This window comes from Amycolatopsis orientalis, assembly GCF_000943515.2.
GTDB classification, from domain to species: Bacteria; Actinomycetota; Actinomycetes; order Mycobacteriales; family Pseudonocardiaceae; genus Amycolatopsis; species Amycolatopsis orientalis.
In genome coordinates, this window is the sequence record NZ_CP016174.1 from 3,095,925 (window position 1) to 3,112,828 (window position 16,904).

General features: G+C 70.0%; 13 protein-coding genes. 8 read left to right on the plus strand and 5 right to left on the minus strand.

Annotated elements, in window-relative coordinates; translation table 11 throughout:
• Nucleotides 1-44 precede the first annotated feature (44 nt).
• Nucleotides 45-881: a hypothetical protein gene (locus tag SD37_RS13860; RefSeq protein WP_044854396.1), complete on the plus strand. Its 837-nt coding sequence runs from the start codon at nucleotides 45-47 to the stop codon at nucleotides 879-881.
• 58 nt (nucleotides 882-939) lie between these two features.
• Here SD37_RS13860 and SD37_RS13865 read toward each other — a convergent pair whose 3' ends face one another.
• Both SD37_RS13865 and SD37_RS13870 read right to left on the minus strand, forming a co-directional pair.
• A complete protein-coding gene (locus tag SD37_RS13865; RefSeq protein ID WP_044854397.1) occupies nucleotides 940-4,068 on the minus strand; it encodes an efflux RND transporter permease subunit in 3,129 nt (1,042 codons plus the stop codon).
• 134 nt (nucleotides 4,069-4,202) lie between these two features.
• Nucleotides 4,203-5,306, minus strand: coding sequence for a YihY/virulence factor BrkB family protein (locus SD37_RS13870; protein WP_044854398.1), 1,104 nt, complete (start codon nucleotides 5,304-5,306; stop codon nucleotides 4,203-4,205).
• Nucleotides 5,307-5,567: 261 nt separating this feature from the next.
• On the opposite strand from SD37_RS13870, the gene SD37_RS13875 reads away from it, so the two are divergent.
• The 5 genes from SD37_RS13875 to SD37_RS13895 all read left to right on the plus strand — a co-directional run bounded on the left by SD37_RS13875 (nucleotide 5,568) and on the right by SD37_RS13895 (nucleotide 12,561).
• The gene (locus SD37_RS13875; RefSeq protein ID WP_044854448.1) at nucleotides 5,568-7,322 is read left to right on the plus strand and encodes a DEAD/DEAH box helicase; all 1,755 of its coding nucleotides are present in this window, start codon (nucleotides 5,568-5,570) and stop codon (nucleotides 7,320-7,322) included.
• 566 nt (nucleotides 7,323-7,888) lie between these two features.
• A complete protein-coding gene (locus SD37_RS13880; RefSeq protein ID WP_044854399.1) occupies nucleotides 7,889-9,022 on the plus strand; it encodes a sugar ABC transporter substrate-binding protein in 1,134 nt (377 codons plus the stop codon).
• Between the two features lie 90 nt (nucleotides 9,023-9,112).
• Nucleotides 9,113-9,886, plus strand: a complete 774-nt coding sequence (locus SD37_RS13885; RefSeq protein WP_044854400.1) for an ATP-binding cassette domain-containing protein — start codon at nucleotides 9,113-9,115, stop codon at nucleotides 9,884-9,886.
• A 21-nt stretch (nucleotides 9,887-9,907) separates the two neighbouring features.
• Nucleotides 9,908-11,368, plus strand: a complete 1,461-nt coding sequence (locus SD37_RS13890; protein WP_083254961.1) for a sugar ABC transporter permease — start codon at nucleotides 9,908-9,910, stop codon at nucleotides 11,366-11,368.
• Between the two features lie 11 nt (nucleotides 11,369-11,379).
• Nucleotides 11,380-12,561, plus strand: coding sequence for an ROK family transcriptional regulator (locus SD37_RS13895; protein WP_044854401.1), 1,182 nt, complete (start codon nucleotides 11,380-11,382; stop codon nucleotides 12,559-12,561).
• A gap of 58 nt (nucleotides 12,562-12,619) precedes the next feature.
• On the opposite strand, the gene SD37_RS13900 is transcribed toward SD37_RS13895, so the two are convergent.
• From SD37_RS13900 to SD37_RS43745, 3 genes are all read right to left on the minus strand, one after another.
• Complete coding sequence (locus tag SD37_RS13900) at nucleotides 12,620-13,225, minus strand: TetR/AcrR family transcriptional regulator (RefSeq protein WP_044854402.1); 606 nt, start codon at nucleotides 13,223-13,225, stop codon at nucleotides 12,620-12,622.
• The gene (locus SD37_RS13905) at nucleotides 13,206-14,069 is read right to left on the minus strand and encodes an alpha/beta fold hydrolase (RefSeq protein WP_044854403.1); all 864 of its coding nucleotides are present in this window, start codon (nucleotides 14,067-14,069) and stop codon (nucleotides 13,206-13,208) included. The genes SD37_RS13900 and SD37_RS13905 overlap by 20 nt, the downstream gene beginning before the upstream one ends.
• Before the next feature lie 117 nt (nucleotides 14,070-14,186).
• Nucleotides 14,187-14,366 (minus strand): DUF7455 domain-containing protein, encoded by a 180-nt coding sequence (locus SD37_RS43745; RefSeq protein ID WP_016332937.1) that lies wholly within the window; start codon nucleotides 14,364-14,366, stop codon nucleotides 14,187-14,189.
• Between the two features lie 339 nt (nucleotides 14,367-14,705).
• Here SD37_RS43745 and SD37_RS13910 point away from each other — a divergent pair, with 339 nt between their 5' ends.
• Nucleotides 14,706-15,509 carry an EamA family transporter gene (locus SD37_RS13910; protein ID WP_044854450.1) on the plus strand — a complete coding sequence of 268 codons (804 nt, stop codon included), beginning with the start codon at nucleotides 14,706-14,708 and terminating at the stop codon, nucleotides 15,507-15,509.
• Nucleotides 15,510-15,549: 40 nt separating this feature from the next.
• Nucleotides 15,550-16,902, plus strand: a complete 1,353-nt coding sequence (locus SD37_RS13915; protein ID WP_044854404.1) for a type I glutamate--ammonia ligase — start codon at nucleotides 15,550-15,552, stop codon at nucleotides 16,900-16,902.
• Nucleotides 16,903-16,904: the final 2 nt, after the last annotated feature.

Genomic DNA, 16,904 nt, shown 5'->3' on the forward strand with positions numbered 1-16,904 from the left:
TAATTCATTACCCGCCAGCGAAAACCCGCCGGGACGGAGCCTTCATGCGTAGAACCGGGATCGTGCTCGCCATCGCCGCGTTGGTCGCGGTGTTCTCACCGGCCGCCGCCCAGGCGGTCACCGGCTGGACCACGGTCGGCTCGGACAACGCCCGCCCCCTCGACGAGGGGCAGGGCCTGGCCACCATCGAACGGCCGTCCGGGACCACCTACCGCTACACCGGGATCGCGACCGTCCCGGTGAGCCTGTCGTCGCAGGGCTGGAACCACGTCGGCGACCCGGGTTCGGCACAGGGCTGGTACGTCGAGCCCTACCAGCGCGACGACAGGGGCGCGAAGCTCTTCCGCGTCGAGTCACCCACGGGGACGTGGGCGAACTACACGCACACGCTGGAATCGTGGGAGGCGAACAACAACTCGTTCGCCGCCGTGACCCCCGACGCGCGCTGGATGGTGGCGGGTGAATGGGGCACGATGGACCGGCTCCTCGTGCATCCGATGCCCGGCGTCGCGCATCCGGACCCGTCGGCGAATCTGCCGTACGCGTCCGCGATCCGGCTCGACCGGCCGGTGCGGGACATCCAGGGCTGCGACTTCGTCACCGCGACGCGGCTGCTGTGCGCGTCCGACGACCCCGAGGGCTCGCTGTTCGGCACGACCAAACCGCTGCTGCAGGTCGACCTCTCCGGGGCGCTGTCCGGTTCGGACGTGACCGGGCGGGTGACCTCGCTGGGCCAGCTGCCGTTGAAGAGCATGTGCGGCGGGAACTTCGAGACCGAGGGCGTCGACGTGGCCGCCGACGGGACCTTGCGCGTGATCGTGCTGTCGCCGTCGTGGTGTGTCGCCTTCGACAGCAAGACTTGGCGGTTCCGGAAGGCGTAGGGGCGCGTCTCGTGAGTGGTAATGACGGTTAGAACCGTCATTACCACTCACGAGCCACCTACGAAGCCGGTTCCGGGGTCAGCGTCTCGGCGGCCGGGGCCGCTGAGGAACGCTTCGCGTCCTTCTTCGCGCGGCGCTTCTCTTTCCGCGTCTCGACCATCGTGTACAGCGTCGGCACCAGGATCAGTGTCAGCAGGGTCGAGCTGACCAGCCCGCCGATGACCACGATCGCGAGCGGCTGCCCGATGAACCCGCCCTGGCCGGTGAGCCCCAGCGCCATCGGGACCAGCGCGAAGATGGTCGCCGCGGCGGTCATCAGGATCGGCCGGAGCCGCCGCCTGCCGCCCTCGGTCACCGCGTCGGTGATGCTCATCCCCGACGCCCGGTACTGGTTGATCAGGTCGATCAGCACGATCGCGTTGGTCACCACGATGCCGACGAGCATCAGCATGCCGATCAGCGCGGGCAGGCCGAGCGCCGTCCCGGTGGCCAGCAGCAGCCCGATCGCGCCGGTCGCCGCGAACGGGATCGACACCAGCAGGATCAGCGGCTGGATCAGGCTGCGGAAGGTCGCCACCATGATCAGGTACACGATCGCGATCGCGGCCAGCAGCGCGAGGAACAGGTTCCCGAACGCCTCCTGCTGATCCTCGCTGACCCCGCCGAGCTTGTACGCCGCGCCACCGGTGAAGGTCAGACCGTCCAGTTTGGACTGGATGGCCCGGGTGGTGGCGGCCAGGTCCGCGCCGGTGTTCTTGGCGGTGACCGTGGTGCTCAGCTCGCCCGAGGTGCGGTGCACCGCGGCCGGGCCGTCCACAGTGGACACCTTCGCGACCGAGTCCAGCCGGACGACGCCGGTGGCCGACGGGATCGGCAGCGCCTTGATCGCGTCCACCGACGCCGGGGCCGCCGTGCCCGCGCGCAGCACGATGTCCGTGCGCTGCCCGTCCACCGGCAGCTGGGTCACCGTACGGCCGGCGATCGCCTGGTTCGCGATCTGGCCGATCGACGTCGCCGAAAGCCCGCTCGCGGCGGCCGCGGCGGCGTCGACCTCGACCTGCACGCGCGGCGAGCCCTGCGCGAGGTCACTGGTCACCTCGGTCAGGTCCGGCACCCCGGACAGGGCCTGCCGGACCTGCTCGGCGGCGGGTTTCAGCGCGGCCTCGTCGGGCGCGGTGACGGTGATCGAGATCCCGTCGGAGTTGAAACCGGACGCGTCCGCGCCGACCTTGACCTCGCCGAGTTCCGGCCGCTCCAGCTTGTCCCGCAACCGGTTCGAGAGCGCGTCGAGGTCGGTGTCCTTGGCGACGGTGACCGAGATGCTGGTCGACGTCCCGCCCATGCCGAAGAAGCCGGCCCCGCCGATGCTGACCTGGTAGGTCTCCACCGCCGGTTCGGCGGCGAGCGCCTGCTCCACCGCGCCGGCGGCCTTCTCCTTGGCCTCGGGGCTGGTGCCGGGCGGCAGTTTCTGCGACAGGTTCAGCGTCGTCCCGCCGGACTGGTCGAGGAAGTTCGTGTTCAGCCGCGAAGCCAGCCCGACCGTGCCGCCGAAGATGATCAGCGCCAGCAGGACCACGGTGACGCGGCGCCGGGTCGCGAACCGGATCACCGGCACGTACCCGCGCTGCAGCAGGCCCCGGCGTTCCTTGTCCTCGGCCGCCTGCCGCGTGAGCTCGGCCTCGTGCTCGTTCGCCGGGGTCTTGGGCGGCTTGAGGAACCAGTACGCGAGCACCGGCACGATCGTCAGCGAGACCAGCAGCGACGCCAGCAGCGCCACGGTGACGGTGATCGCGAACGGCGAGAACAGCTCGCCGACGAATCCGCCGACGAAGGCGATCGGCAGGAACACCGCGACGGTGGTGAGGGTGGACGACGTCACCGCGCCCGCCACCTCGCGCACGCCGTCGAGCACCGCGCGCTGTTTCTCCTCGCCGTAGGCCAGATGTCGTTTGATGTTCTCCAGCACCACGATCGAGTCGTCGACGACCCGGCCGATCGCGATGGTGAGCGCGCCGAGGGTGAGCAGGTTCAGCGACAGATCGCCGGTCCACAGCGCGAGCAGCGCCACCACCACCGAAAGCGGGATCGACACCGCCGTCACGAGCGTGGACCGCAGCGACATCAGGAACAGCAGGATCACCACGACCGCGAACGCCAGTCCCAGCAGTCCTTCGGTGGTCAGCCCGCTGATCGCGTCCTTGACCGGGGTGCCCTGGTCGAACACGACGCTCATCTCGGCGCCGGTCTTCTTCGACAGCCCGGGCAGCTTGTCCCGCACGGAATCCGAGATCGCGACCGCGTTCCCGTTCTCCACCATGGTGATCGAGAGCCCGAGGCTCGGCTTGCCGTTCGTGCGCGTGATCGACGTCGGCGGCGCGAAGCCCGCCTGGACGTCCGCGACGTCACCGAGCTTGACCGGCTTGCCCGCCGGGGCCCCGGGGCGCGGCGACGGCGTCAGGTAGAGGTCCCGGATCGTGTCGACCGTGGTCGGCCCGCCGCCGACCTGGACGGTGAGCGTCTTGTCGCCTTCGGTCAGCGTCCCGGCCGGGACCGCGGCACCGGCCGTCTGCAGCGTGGTGGCGATCGACGACGGGTCGACGCCCGCCGCGGCCAGTTTCGCGTAGTCCAGCGCGATGGTGACCCGCGGCTGCCGTGCCCCGGTCACCTCGACTTCGCGGACGCCGTCGATCTTGCGCAGTTCCGGCGCGACCTCCCCGGTCAGCGCGGGCGCGAGCGCCTGCGGGTCGCCGGTGGTCCCGGCGGCGAGCAGCACGACCGGCAGGTCGTCGGTGGACCCCGCCGACACCGACGGTTCGGTGTTCTGCGGCAGCCGGGCCTTGACCCCGTCGACGACGCGCTGGATCTGCCCGACGGCGGCGTCGATGTCCGTGCCGAACTCGAAGCGCGCGGTGATCCGCGACAGGCCTTCCGACGACGTCGAACTCAGTTCTTCGAGCCCCTTCAGGCCCTGGAGCCCGCCTTCGAGCGGTTCGGTGACCTGCCGGTCCACCGCGTCCGGGGACGCTCCCGAGTAGGGCGTGATGATCTGCGCCTGCGGGAACTGCAGCGACGGGAACAGTTGCTGCTTCAGCTGCGGGAGCGCGAAGGCGCCGAAGCCGATCACCACCAGGGCGAGCAGCCCGATGAGACTTCGGTTGCGCAGGCTCAGTCTGGCCAGCGTGGACATGACGGGATCCCCCAGGAAAGGTGTTCGGGAACGTGCGGGATACCGCGAGCTTTTCATGGCGGAGGGTGGACTGGATTCACACCACGGGTGGAACCGAAGTACGACTTCGGGATGAGGCTATCCCCCATTCGGGGTCAGCTTCGCCGTTCTGTCACCTGATCGGCTTCGCTCTGCGCCTCTTCGTTCACTGACTGTTCTGATTGGGTTTCGTCGTCCTGACGGGGACGCCGCAGGGGGACGGTGGTCCGTTCCCACAGTTTGCGGCCCTCCTCGGCGCGGATCCGCTCGCTGGCCCGTTCCATCTCCAGCCGCCGCCATTTCCGGCGCTGCCGCTTGGTCGCCTTGGCGGGCCACAGTTCCTGGATCGCGCTGTTGAAGTAGGCGCCGCCGACCACCGCGAGCCCGATGAAGAACATCAGCAGCAGGAACGCGATCGGCGCGGCGAGGGCGCCGTAGGTGTAGCCCGTCTTGGTGATCCAGTTGAGGTAGATGCGCAGGCCGACACTGGAGAGCAGGAACACGATCATGGCGAGCATCGCGCCCGGCAGCCCGCGGTGCCACGGCAGGCGGCGCGGCAGGGAGAGCTTGTAGAGCGTGGTGAGCGCCAGCACGATCATCCCGCCGAGTACGGGGTAGTACAGCGTGCCGACCCAGTACGAGACCGTGTCCCGCCACTCGTTCGGGAAGAACTGGGGGAGCAGGTCGGGCCCGATCGCCAGCAGCGGCAGCCCGACCACCAGGATGACCAGCCCCGCCAGGTACAGGAGCAGCGCGAAGATCCGCTGCCAGACGTCGTTGCGGACGCCGTACTGGTCGTGCGCCACGGTGATCGCGTCGACGAACGACGACATCGCCGACGAGCCCGCCCACAGGGAGATCAGGAAGCCGATCGAGACGATCTCGCCCTTGCCGACGAACAGGATGCTGTTGACCGTCGGCTCGATGATGTCGTGGACGGCGTTGTCGCTGAAGATCGTCTTGCTGAAGGTGATGATCCGGTCGTGGACCGCGGTCACGACCTCCTGGCCGAACCAGTCGCCGACGAAGCCGAGACAGCCGAGGAGTCCGAGCAGCAGCGGCGGCAGCGACAGCGTCTGCCAGAAGGCGGCTTCGGCGGCCTCGGAGAAGATGTTGCCTTCCCAGGCCTTGTTGAGCGTGCGGCTGAGCAGGCGCAACGGACCTCTGCGGACCTTCGCGACCCCGGCGGCCGTCTCTTCCCGGCCGTTCTCCTCGCTCATGCAGCTCCTCCGCCAGCGCCGAGCGCCCTTGACGATGTCCAGCATGGTGCATGCCCGGGCATTCGGCTCGTCACCCCTGGGTTTTCGGGTGAGTAACCCGACAACGGGGGTGGCGCTTCCGGCGTTCCACGGGCTCGGCGGGTAGGCTCACCCCAGTGCCCTCACCTCAGGCGCCGGCGTCGCGGCCGGATACCAAAGTGGGGGTTTTCGCTTGTCAGACAGCGGTGAACAGCGCTTTTGAGGGAGAGGGAGGTGACCGGCATGTCGGAAACAGTGGAACGTGATCGTGGCACGTTGGGCGCGCCTCCCGCGGCGAAGGACAGCACCGCGAGGCCGCTGCGTGCCTGGCAGCGCCGCGCGCTGACGAAGTACCTGACGAAGAAGCCCAAGGACTTCCTGGCGGTCGCGACGCCGGGCGCGGGCAAGACGGTGTTCGGTCTCCGGATCGCCGCCGAGCTGCTGAGCGACCGGACCGTCGAAGCGATCACCATCGTCGCGCCGACGGAGCACCTGAAGCACCAGTGGGCCGCCTCGGCGGCGGCCGCGGGGATCGCGATCGACTCGAACTTCCGCAACGGCGCCGGTGCCACCTCGCGGGACTACCAGGGTGTCGCTGTCACCTACGCGCAGGTCGCGGCGCATCCGACGCTGCACCGCGTGCGCACCGAGAACCGCAAGACGCTGGTCATCCTGGACGAGATCCACCACGGCGGTGACGCTAAGTCCTGGGGCGACGCGGTCCGCGAGGCGTTCACGCCCGCCGTCCGCCGTCTCGCGCTGACCGGGACGCCGTTCCGCAGCGACGACTCGCAGATCCCGTTCGTCACCTACGAGCCCGACGGTTCGGGTTTCCAGCGCAGCAAGGCCGACCACGCCTACGGCTACGCCGACGCGCTCGCCGACGGCGTCGTCCGGCCGGTCGTCTTCCTCGCCTACTCCGGCGAGGCCTCCTGGCGCACGAGCGCGGGGGAGGAGTTCACCGCGCGGCTCGGCGAGCCGCTGACCGCCGAGCAGAACGCGCGGGCCTGGCGCACGGCGCTCGACCCGGCGGGCGAATGGATCCCGGCGGTGCTGCAGGCGGCCGACACCCGCCTCGCGCAGCTGCGTGCCAACGGCATCCCGGACGCCGGTGGCCTGGTGATCGCCACCGACCAGGAGTCCGCGCGCGCCTACGCCAAGATCCTGCAGCGCATCTCCGGCCAGAACCCGACGGTCGTCCTCTCCGACGACCCCAAGGCGTCCGGGCGGATCAAGGAGTTCTCCGACTCGACCGACCGCTGGCTCGTCGCGGTCCGGATGGTGTCCGAAGGCGTCGACGTCCCGCGCCTCGCCGTCGGCGTCTACGCCACGAGCGCGTCGACCCCGCTGTTCTTCGCGCAGGCCATCGGCCGGTACGTGCGTTCCCGCAAGCCCGGCGAGACCGCTTCGGTCTTCCTGCCGAGCGTGCCGGTGCTGCTGGAACTCGCCAGTGAGCTGGAAGCGCAGCGCGACCACGTCCTCGGCAAGCCGCACCGGGAGAAGGAAGGCTGGGAGGACGAACTCCTCGCCCAGGCCAACCGCACCGAGGACGAGCCGGGCGAAGAGGAGAAGGCGTTCACCTCGCTGGGTGCCTCCGCCGAACTCGACCAGGTCATCTACGACGGCAACTCGTTCGGCACCGCGGTGTTCTCCGGTTCCGACGAGGAGCAGGAGTACCTCGGGCTGCCCGGGCTGCTCGAACCGGACCAGGTGCGCGCCCTGCTGCGGAAGCGGCAGGAAGAGCAGATCGCCGACGAGAAGCGGCGCAAGCCGAAGGCCGAGGAGGCCGCGCCGGTCGCGCGGCCGCAATCGGTCAGCGAACGGCTCGGCAGCCTCCGCAAGGAGCTGAACGCCCTCGTCGGCGTGCACCACCACCGGACCAAGAAGCCGCACGGCGCGATCCACAACGAGCTGCGCCGGGTCTGCGGCGGGCCGCCGACCGCGATGGCGACGGTGGAACAGCTCGAAGAGCGCATCGTCACCCTGCGTTCCTGGTAGCGCCCCGTACAAACGTCATGAGGGGTCCCCATAGGACGAATTTCGTCTGATGGGGACCCCTCATGACGTACACGCGTGGCTGAAGGGCGCTTTCCCCGCATCGCATGCGAGGAAAGCGCCCTTCGCCGCATGTGATGCGGTGAAGGGCCCCTTCAGCCCGCCCACCCCGGCCCGCGCCCCACACGAGCCCTCACGGTGCGTTGCCATGCGCCCCGGTCGGGAAGCGACTCAGCATCCGCGGGACGGGACCATGACGTGCTATGAAAGGTCCTTTCCTTGCAAATTTTGCAAGGAAAGGACCTTTCATAGCGTTGGGGGCCCAGACACCCCGGCAGCCGCGGTCACCCTCCGTGAGTGGTGGCGGTCACACCGTCAGCGCACCTAGACTTCGTACGCCTTGCTACGGCCACGTTGCCAAACCGTGTCCATTTGATGAGGCTTAATCGATCCAGCCGTCTTCCGTGGACCCCGTTCGGCGGCATATGTTGTCGCCCACAACATATGCGCGATGGTGCGACCGGTCCGCCAGGATCGCCGCCCGCGAGCAAGATCCGGAAGGAACGAGGATGCGCAGCAGAACCCTTACCCTCCTCGCCGCGACGGTGGGCGCCGGCCTGGTGCTCTCCGCCTGTGGCGCCAACACCGCCGACTCGGGCAGCAGCAACTCCTCGCAGTCCGCCCCCGCCCCGGGCGGCGCCGCCACCGGCGGGAAGGTCGGCGTCATCCTTCCGGAGACGGCGTCCTCCGCCCGCTGGGAGGCCTTCGACAAGCCGTTCCTGACCAAGGCGCTCAAGGACGCGGGCTTCGACGCCGACGTCCAGAACGCCCAGGGCGACGTCCAGAAGTTCACCACGCTGGCCGACGGCATGATCGGGCAGAGCGTCAAGGTCCTGATCATCGCCTCGATCAACAGCGAGGTCGGTGCGGCGGTGGCCCGCAAGGCGCAGGCCGCGGGCATCCCGACGATCGACTACGACCGCCTGAACCTCGGCGGCAGCTCCGACTACTACGTCTCGTTCGACAACGAGAAGGTCGGCCAGCTGCAGGGCCAGGGTCTCGCCGACGCGCTGAAGGACAAGAAGGGCGCCGAGGTCGTCATGATCGAGGGTGCCCCGACCGACAACAACGCGACGCTGTTCGCCAACGGCCAGAAGTCGGTGCTGCAGCCGAAGTTCGCCAGCGGTGACCTGAAGCTCGTGCGCGAACAGGCCATCGACAACTGGGACAACCAGAAGGGCGGTCAGACCTTCGAGCAGATCCTGACCGACAACAAGGGCAAGGTCGACGGCGTCGTCGCCGCGAACGACGGTCTCGCCGGCGCGGTCATCACCGTGCTGAAGAAGAACGGTCTCAACGGCAAGGTCCCGGTCACCGGTCAGGACGCCACCGCGGACGGCCTCATGGCCATCCTGCGCGGCGACCAGTACATGACGGTCTTCAAGCCGATCAAGGAAGAGGCCGAAGCCGCGGCGAAGCTCGCCGTCCTGCTGGCGAAGGGCGACAAGGCGGGTGCCGACGCGCTGGCCACCGGCAAGGCGAAGGACCCGAAGGGCAACCGTGAGGTCAAGTCCGTGCTGCTCGAGCCGAAGCTGACCACCAAGGACGGGGTCAAGGAGGTCGTGACGCAGGGCTACGTCAAGGCGGCCGAGATCTGTGGCGGCGAACTGGCCGCGGCTTGCGCGCAGCTCGGTATCTCCTGACCCGTTAAATCCAGACAACCGGGCCGGGGCGCTTCCCGTGAGACAGTGCGCCCCGGCCCGGTATCCAGCCGGGAGAATTCGAGAACCCCCATGAGTGAACCGATCCTCGAACTGAGGCAGATCAACAAGAGCTTCGGACCGGTCCACGTCCTCCACGACGTGGACTTCGACGTGCGGGCCGGTGAGGTCACCGCGCTGGTCGGCGACAACGGGGCGGGCAAGTCCACCCTGGTCAAGTCGATCGCCGGGATCCACGGCTACGACTCCGGCACGGTGAGGTTCCAGGGCAAGCCCGTGCACATCCACGGTCCGCGCGACGCCGCCGATCTCGGGATCGAGGTCGTCTACCAGGACCTCGCCCTGGCCGAGAACCTCGACATCGTGCAGAACATGTTCCTGGGCCGGGAACGCGGCAGCAAATGGCTGCTCGACGAGGCCAGCATGGAGAAGGCGGCCCGCGAGACGCTCGCGTCGCTTTCCGTCCGCACCGTGAAGTCCGTCCGCACCCCGGTTTCGGCGCTCTCGGGCGGACAGCGGCAGACCGTCGCGATCGCCAAGTCCGTGCTGTGGGACTCCAAGGTGGTCCTGCTCGACGAGCCGACCGCCGCGCTCGGTGTCGCGCAGACCCGGCAGGTGCTCGACCTGGTCCGCCGTCTCGCCGAACAGGGCCTCGGCGTGGTGCTGATCAGCCACAACATGGCCGACGTGTTCGAGGTCGCCGACCGCATCGCGGTGCTGTACCTGGGCCGCCTCGTGGCCAACGTGCACACCAAGGACGTCACCCACGGCCAGGTCGTGGAACTGATCACCGCCGGCCGCTCCGGCGATCTCGGCCTTGCCCGCCCCGAAGCCGCCGTCCTGTAAACGGGCGAGAAAGAACCGGAAATGACTGAGACACCTGCAAAGCCCGCCTCGCCGGAGGGGGGCAAGTCGGCGGCCGCCGCGCTCAACCCGTCGGCGGCCATCACGGACTTCGGCATCGACACGACATCGATGTCGACGTCGGAGGCGATCGGCGACTACTTCTCCCGGATCAAGGCGGGCCAGCTGGGTTCGCTCCCGGCGCTGCTCGGCCTGCTCGTGCTGGTGATCGTGTTCGCCTCGCTGTCGGACACCTTCCTGACGATGAACAACATCGCGAACCTGCTGGCGCAGGGCGCCGGCAAGGCGATCATCGCGATGGGCATCGTGTTCGTGCTGCTGCTCGGCGAGATCGACCTGTCCGCCGGTACCGCGTCCGGTGTCACCGCCGCCGTACTCGCGATGCACTACGTGCGCAACGGAAACCTGCTGGGCGGGATGGGGAACGGCGTCTTCATCGCGTTCCTCGTCGTACTCGCGATCGCCGGTCTGCTCGGCGTGATCCTGCGGATCTGGGCCGGTGTCGGGTTCGCGGTGCTCGCCATCGCGCTCGTGCTGTCCGGGACGGCGGCCAACCCGTGGATCGAGATCCTGCTCGCGATCAGCGTCGGTGGCGCGATCGGTGTCCTCACCGGGTTCCTGGTCTCGAAGATCGGTATGCCCTCGTTCGTCGTGACGCTGGCGCTCTTCCTCGCCTGGCAGGGTGTCATCCTGCAGTTCATCGGTGAGGGCGGCACGCTCGGCATCAGCACCTCGGACGTGCTGTTCAAGGTCGCCAACGGCAATCTGTCCACAGTGGGCAGCTGGGTCCTCTTCCTGATCGCGGCGGGCGGATTCGCCGCGGTGACGCTGGGCCAGCACTTCTCGCGGCTCAAGCGCGGCCTGGTCACCCAGCCGACGCCGATGGTGCTGTTCAAGGTCGGCGCGATCGCCGTGGTGGCCGCGGTGGCGACCTACCTGCTGACGCTGAACCGCGCGCCCAACCCGAACATCGTGATCTCCGGCGTCCCGTACGTCGTGCCGATCGTGCTCGGCCTGCTGGTGCTCGGTACCTACGTGCTCAACCGCACGCAGTACGGCCGCCACATCTACGCCGTCGGCGGCAACCGCGAGGCGGCCCGCCGCGCGGGTATCAACGTCGAGAAGATCCGGGCGTCGGTGTTCGTCATCTGCTCGGCGGTGGCCGCGATCGGCGCGATCGTCTACTCGTCGAAGGTCGGCTCGGTCGACCCGCAGGCCGGTGGCCTCAACACGCTGCTGTTCGCGGTCGGCGCCGCGGTCATCGGTGGCACGTCGCTGTTCGGCGGCAAGGGCCGGGTGGTCGACGCGGTGATCGGTGGCCTGGTGCTGGCGGTCGTGGAGAACGCGCTCGGCCTGCTGAAACAGTCGGCGGCGGTGGTCAACATCGTCACCGGTCTGGTGCTGCTGCTCGCGGCCACGGTGGACGCGCTGTCCCGGCGCCGCGCGGCTGCGTCACCGCGCTGAGTCCGCATGGAATGATGAAGTCCGTGACCAGCACACCCGTTGCACGACCCGACGAGGTGCGCAGGCACAACCGCACGACCTTGCTCAGGTTGCTGCACGTCAGCGGCCCGAGCACCCGGGCGACCCTGGCCACCGAGCTGGGGCTCAACCGCAGCACCATCAAGACCCTCGTCGACGGGCTCGCGGAAGCGGGCGTCGTCGAGGAGAGGGTCCCGAGGCCGGGACGAGGGGCGGGCCGCCCCTCGCTCCTGGTCCTGCCGCAGCCTCAGGCGGCGGTGGTGCTCGCGGTCGACCTCCAGGTCGAACACGTGGCGATCGCGCTGGTCGGGTTCGGCGGCCAGATCCTCGGGCGCAACAGCTGGAACCTCCGCGGCCGGATGCGGGAGGCCGACGAGGTGATCACGCATGTGATCGAGTCGACCACCATGCTGGCGGGCGACCTCGGCGTGCAGCCGATCGCCGCGGGGGTCTCCGTGCCCGGCGTCGTCCGCCGGGTGGACGGGCACGTGCACGAGGCGCCCAACCTGCGCTGGACCGACGTGTCGCTCGGGGAACGGCTCGGCGGTGTGCTGCGCGTCCCCGTCCTCGTCGGCAACGACGCCGAACTCGGCGCCATCGCCGAACACCTGCGCGGAGCCGCGCGGGGCTCGTCCGACGCCGTGTACGTCTCCGCGGACGTCGGCGTCGGGGGCGGGATCATCGCGGACGGCTCGTCGCTGCGCGGCGGCGCCGGCTACGTCGGCGAGATCGGGCATATGGCGGTCCGGCCGGGCGGCCGTCCCTGCTACTGCGGCTCCCGCGGCTGCTGGGAGACCGAGGTCGGCGAGGCGGCGCTGTGCCGCGCGCTCGATCTGCCCGAGGACACCCCGCGCGGGGCGATCCTGTTCGAACTGCGCGCACTGGGCGGCGATCCGCAGGCGGCCGGGGAACGGCTCTCGGAGTTCGCCGAGTGGCTGACGGTGGGCCTGGTGAACGTGGTCAACCTGCTCGGCCCGCAGCTGGTCGTCCTGGGTGATCTGCTCACCGCGCTGCCGGATTCGGTGGTGGGGTCGGTCGCGGACGAAGTCCGGCGGCGGAGCCTGGTCAGCCGGGCGGTCGGCGGGACGCAGATCGTGAGTTCGGCGCTCGGCGCGGACGTGAAGCTCCTGGGCGCGGCCGAAGCGGCGTTCGAGATGATCCTGGACACCGTCTGACACGCGTTCAGTCCTCTGGATGCGGTGGTTGCCCCGCGCAAGGACCGCGTCCAGAGGACTAAACGCGGTCCTTCACGAGGCCGGACAGCAGGGCCACCAGAGCTTGCAGGGCCTTGGGCTTCGCCGCGTCGGGGTCCTCGGCGTGCGCGATCATCAACGCCGCCTCCGCGCAGGCGCTCAGCACCAGCTGCGCCAGCTCCGGGATGGGCCCCTCGATCAGCCGGCCGTCCGCGGCGGCGGCCTCCAGGAGCTCCGTGATCAGGCCCAGTCCGTACCGGTTCTCCAGCTCGCGCCATTCCTGCCAGCCGAGGACGGTGATGGCGTCGGTGAGCGAGATCCGCACCACCTCGGGCCGCAGGCACAGGTCCAGGAAGCGGCTCAGCGCGCTGAGCGCCGCCGTCCACGGATCGTCCGCCGCCCGCAGGACGGCCTGCAGTTCCGCGGTGATCTCCGTTTCGACCTGCTCGACCACGGCACGGAACAGTCCTTGCTTGTCCCCGAAGTGGTGGTACAGCGCGCCACGGGTGACCCCCGCCGCCCGGACGATCTCGTCGGCGGGCACGGCGGCGTAGCCCTGTTCGGCGAACAGTCTCCGCGCCGCCGTGATCAGGGCGGTCTGCGTCGACTGCGAGCGCTCGGTCTGGCTACGTCGTGGCGTGGGCACGCAGGAATTCCACCACCATGCCGCTCAGCCGCTCCGGCTGGTCCTCCGGCACGAAGGCGTAGGAGTCCTCGATCGTCTTCAATTCGGCGTTCGGCAGGACACCGGCGAGTTTCCTGCCCAGCCACAGCGGGAAGTGCCGGTCCTCGGGCGCCCAGACCAGCAGGACGGGCTTGCCGAACAGGGGCAGGCGCTCGGCGGCGGTCAGCGTGTAGCGCTTGTCGATCGAGGCGGCGAACCGGACGACGTCCTCGCGGATCGCCGGATTCCGTCTGCTGGGGAGCAGGTAGGCGTCGAGGATGTGATCCGGGACCGGATGCTTGGCCAGCCACACGAACTTCGTCGCCTTCAGCAGCGAACGCGAGCGCAGCGCCTGGATCACCGGCCCGAAGCCGCCGGGGATCCGCGCCAGCGTGCTCAGCGGGGCGAACATCGGTGGCAGGAACCGCTCGAAGGAGTCCGACGGCGTCAGCACGACCCGCCCGATCCGCTCGGGGGAGGTGGTCATGAGCAGCTGCGTGAGCGCGCCGCCGGTGTCGTTGGCGACCACCGTGACGTCGGTCAGGCCGAGCACTTCGAGGAACCGGGCGATGAGCGCGGCGACGCCGGGCGGGCTCAGGTCGGCGCCGGGGACCGGGAGCTCGTGCGAGCCCAGCGGCCAGTCCGGGGTCAGGCAGCGGAAGCCGGCGTCGGCGACCGCGGGGGCCACCTTGCGCCAGAGCAGCCCGTTGGTCAGCAGGCCGTGCACGAAGACCACCGGAGGCCCTTCGCCGCGGTCGCGGTAGCGGATACGGGCGTCGCCGAGGTCCACCTCATGCGTCTCGCCCAGGAGGTCGGTGGTCGTCATGGCGGAAACATACACGCTGTATGTATGTTTCCGGTAGGGGCGCGCGCCGCCCAAAAACAGGGCGGCCGGCCGCTCCATAGGGGAGCGTCCGGCCGCCGGGTGGTCGTGGACTGGTGGCTACCGCTGAATGTCCGCGGACATTTCCTTGAGCTTGGTTTCGTGTGCGCGGGCGTGGTGACCACAGAAGAGCAACTCGCCACCGGTGCTGAGAATGGCTCGAACCTGGGCTGCAGCTCCACACCGGTCGCATCGGTCGGCAGCGGTCAGTTCGGGGCGGGTGAGCGTCGGTGAAGTCATTGGAGTCTCCCTCCGTCCCGGCACCGGTGACCCGGTGCCATCGATCCAGCTACGACCACTTCGGCACTGATGCCGGAAACGTTCGTTCCCGGCCCCGCCGTGTTCGTGCTTCCACTCTTCCAGACGTTTGGCGGCCCGCAAGTGTTCCCGGGCGGGTGTCTCATTTGTCACTGGTAATTACCTCGGATGCCGTAGCGTAATCACGCAACGTAGGAGATGACGCCCCGTTCCATGGCCTTTTCCCATGTCAGGCACCATGCGGGGGTGGGTATCGCAGTCGTCCGGAAGCGCCTTTCGAGCGTGCCGGCCCCGGTCTTGTTCGTTCTCAGCGGAATTTCCATGTACGCCGGTGCGGCCGTCGCCGTAGGTCTCTTTTCGGTCGCCTCCCCCGCGGGGGTGGCCTGGCTCCGCTGTCTCGGCGCCGCGGTCGTGCTCCTGGCGTGGCGGCGGCCACCCCGGGCGGCGTGGACCGGGCGCGTGTTCCTGCTCTCCGGCGCCTTCGGCATCGTCACCGCCGGGATGAACGTGCTGTTCTACGAGGCGATCGCCCGGCTGCCGCTGGGGACGGCGGTCGCGCTGGAGTTCGCGGGGCCGGTGCTGGTCGCGGCGTTCGGCTCGCGCACCCGCCGTGACGTCTTCGCGTTGCTGCTGGTGGTGGCCGGTGTGGTGGCCATCGCGGACGTCCGGCTCGAAGGCAGCCTGCTCGGCGTGCTCTTCGCGCTGGGCGCGGCGGCCGCCTGGGCCGGGTACATCCTGCTCGGGAAGCGGGTCGCGGTCGGCGGGACCGGGATCGACGGGCTGGCCGTCGGGTTCGCCGTCGGCACCGTGGTGCTGTCCCCGCTGGCCTTCGGCACCGGCGCGGTGTGGGGTTCGCCACGTCTGCTGTTGCTGGGTATCGGAGTGGGTGTGCTGTCGACCGTCGTGCCGTACGCGCTCGACCAGGTGGTGCTGCGCCGGGCCGGGCAGGCGCGGTTCGCGCTGCTGCTGGCGTTGCTGCCGGTCACGGCGGGGGTGATCGGCTTCCTCTGGCTGAAGCAGGTCCCGACGGTGCCCGAGGCGCTCGGCACGCTGGCCGTCGTCGCCGGCGTGGCGCTGCGCTCGCCGGAGAAACGCGACCGGACCGCGGCCGAACCGCCCGCGTGACCCGATGGCCCGGCGCCGCCCCGACCGGGATACTGAGCCGATGACGAAGGCGGCATCGGCGGCGGCGAAGGACCTCGCCGCGGCCGGGGTGAGCGGTGTCCACCTGGCGTGGGCGGACAACAACGGCATCCCGCGCTCGCGGATCGTCCCCATCGCCGGGCTGGCGAACGCGGCGACCCGGGGTGTCGGCGTGACGTCGCTGTTCGCGGTCTTCGACAGCCACGACGCGATCACGTTCGCGCATACGGGCCTGGCGACGCCTTCGGGCGACGTCCGGCTCGTCCCGGTGCTCGAACGCCTCCGACGGCTGGCGGGCCAGCCCGCGCTCGCCTGGGCACCCGGACGGCAGATCACCGCGGACGGCTCGCCCTGGCCGTACTGCCAGCGCGGCGTTCTGGAACGTCAGGTCGCCATCGCCGCGGAGCGGGGCCTGGAGTTCCGGGCGGGCTACGAACTGGAGTTCGCCGTCGCGCCCGCCGGGAGCCCCGGCATCGTCGGCTCGCCGGGACATCCGGGCCCGGCCTACAGCCCGCACGCGCTGGTCCCGCTGGACGGGTTCATCGCGTCGCTGCTGCACGACTTCGCCGCCAACGGCCTCGACCTCGGCCAGCTGCACGCCGAGTACGGCCTGGCGCAGCTCGAACTCTCGCTGCCCGCCACCGATCCGGTGTCCGCCGCCGACGACCAGCTGCTGGCCCGGCAGACCATCCACGCCGCCGCGCACGCCCATGGGCTCGTCGTGAGTTTCGCGCCGATGGTCGGCCTCGGGACGGCGGGCAACGGCTGGCATCTGCACACCTCCGTCCGCCGCAAGGGCCGCAACCTGCTCGCGGGCGACGGCGTTCCGGGCGGCGACGGCGCCGCGTACCTGGCGGGCCTCCTGCGGGACCTGCCCGCGCTGACCGCCGTCACCGCGCCCAGCGTCCCCTCCACGCTGCGGATGCGGCCCGGCTACTTCGCCGGGGCGTACGCCTTCTGGGGCGTCGAGAACCGCGAGGCCCCGCTTCGCTACGTGCCGGGCTCCGACCTGCTCGGCGACGCGCACGCGAACGTCGAACTCAAGACCTCCGACGCCTCGGCCAACCCGTATCTCGCGCTCGCCGCCGTCCTCGCCGCCGGGATGGCCGGGATCGAGGACGCCCTGGTGGCCCCGGAACCGATCGGCACCGATCCGGGTGGCTGGACCGAGGGCGACCGGGAGAGCCGGGGAGTGGTCCGCCTGCCGGAGAACCCGGCTGCGCAGGACGCGGCCCTCCTCGCCTCGCCCAGGGTCGCGGGCGCGCTGGGGAACGAGCTTCTCGGTGCGTTCCGCGCCGTCCGGGCCTCGGACGCCGCGTGGGCCGCCGACCGCAGCACCGAAGAGGTCATCGCCGCGCACCTCTGGCGCTACTAGGC

Coding starts and splice junctions, on each gene's coding strand:
- SD37_RS13860 (WP_044854396.1), top strand. CDS start 45: ATGCGTAGAACCGGGATCGTGCTCGCCATCGCCGCGTTGGTCGCGGTG.
- SD37_RS13865 (WP_044854397.1), bottom strand. CDS start 4,068: ATGTCCACGCTGGCCAGACTGAGCCTGCGCAACCGAAGTCTCATCGGG.
- SD37_RS13870 (WP_044854398.1), bottom strand. CDS start 5,306: ATGAGCGAGGAGAACGGCCGGGAAGAGACGGCCGCCGGGGTCGCGAAG.
- SD37_RS13875 (WP_044854448.1), top strand. CDS start 5,568: ATGTCGGAAACAGTGGAACGTGATCGTGGCACGTTGGGCGCGCCTCCC.
- SD37_RS13880 (WP_044854399.1), top strand. CDS start 7,889: ATGCGCAGCAGAACCCTTACCCTCCTCGCCGCGACGGTGGGCGCCGGC.
- SD37_RS13885 (WP_044854400.1), top strand. CDS start 9,113: ATGAGTGAACCGATCCTCGAACTGAGGCAGATCAACAAGAGCTTCGGA.
- SD37_RS13890 (WP_083254961.1), top strand. CDS start 9,908: ATGACTGAGACACCTGCAAAGCCCGCCTCGCCGGAGGGGGGCAAGTCG.
- SD37_RS13895 (WP_044854401.1), top strand. CDS start 11,380: ATGATGAAGTCCGTGACCAGCACACCCGTTGCACGACCCGACGAGGTG.
- SD37_RS13905 (WP_044854403.1), bottom strand. CDS start 14,069: ATGACGACCACCGACCTCCTGGGCGAGACGCATGAGGTGGACCTCGGC.
- SD37_RS43745 (WP_016332937.1), bottom strand. CDS start 14,366: ATGACTTCACCGACGCTCACCCGCCCCGAACTGACCGCTGCCGACCGA.
- SD37_RS13910 (WP_044854450.1), top strand. CDS start 14,706: ATGTACGCCGGTGCGGCCGTCGCCGTAGGTCTCTTTTCGGTCGCCTCC.
- SD37_RS13915 (WP_044854404.1), top strand. CDS start 15,550: ATGACGAAGGCGGCATCGGCGGCGGCGAAGGACCTCGCCGCGGCCGGG.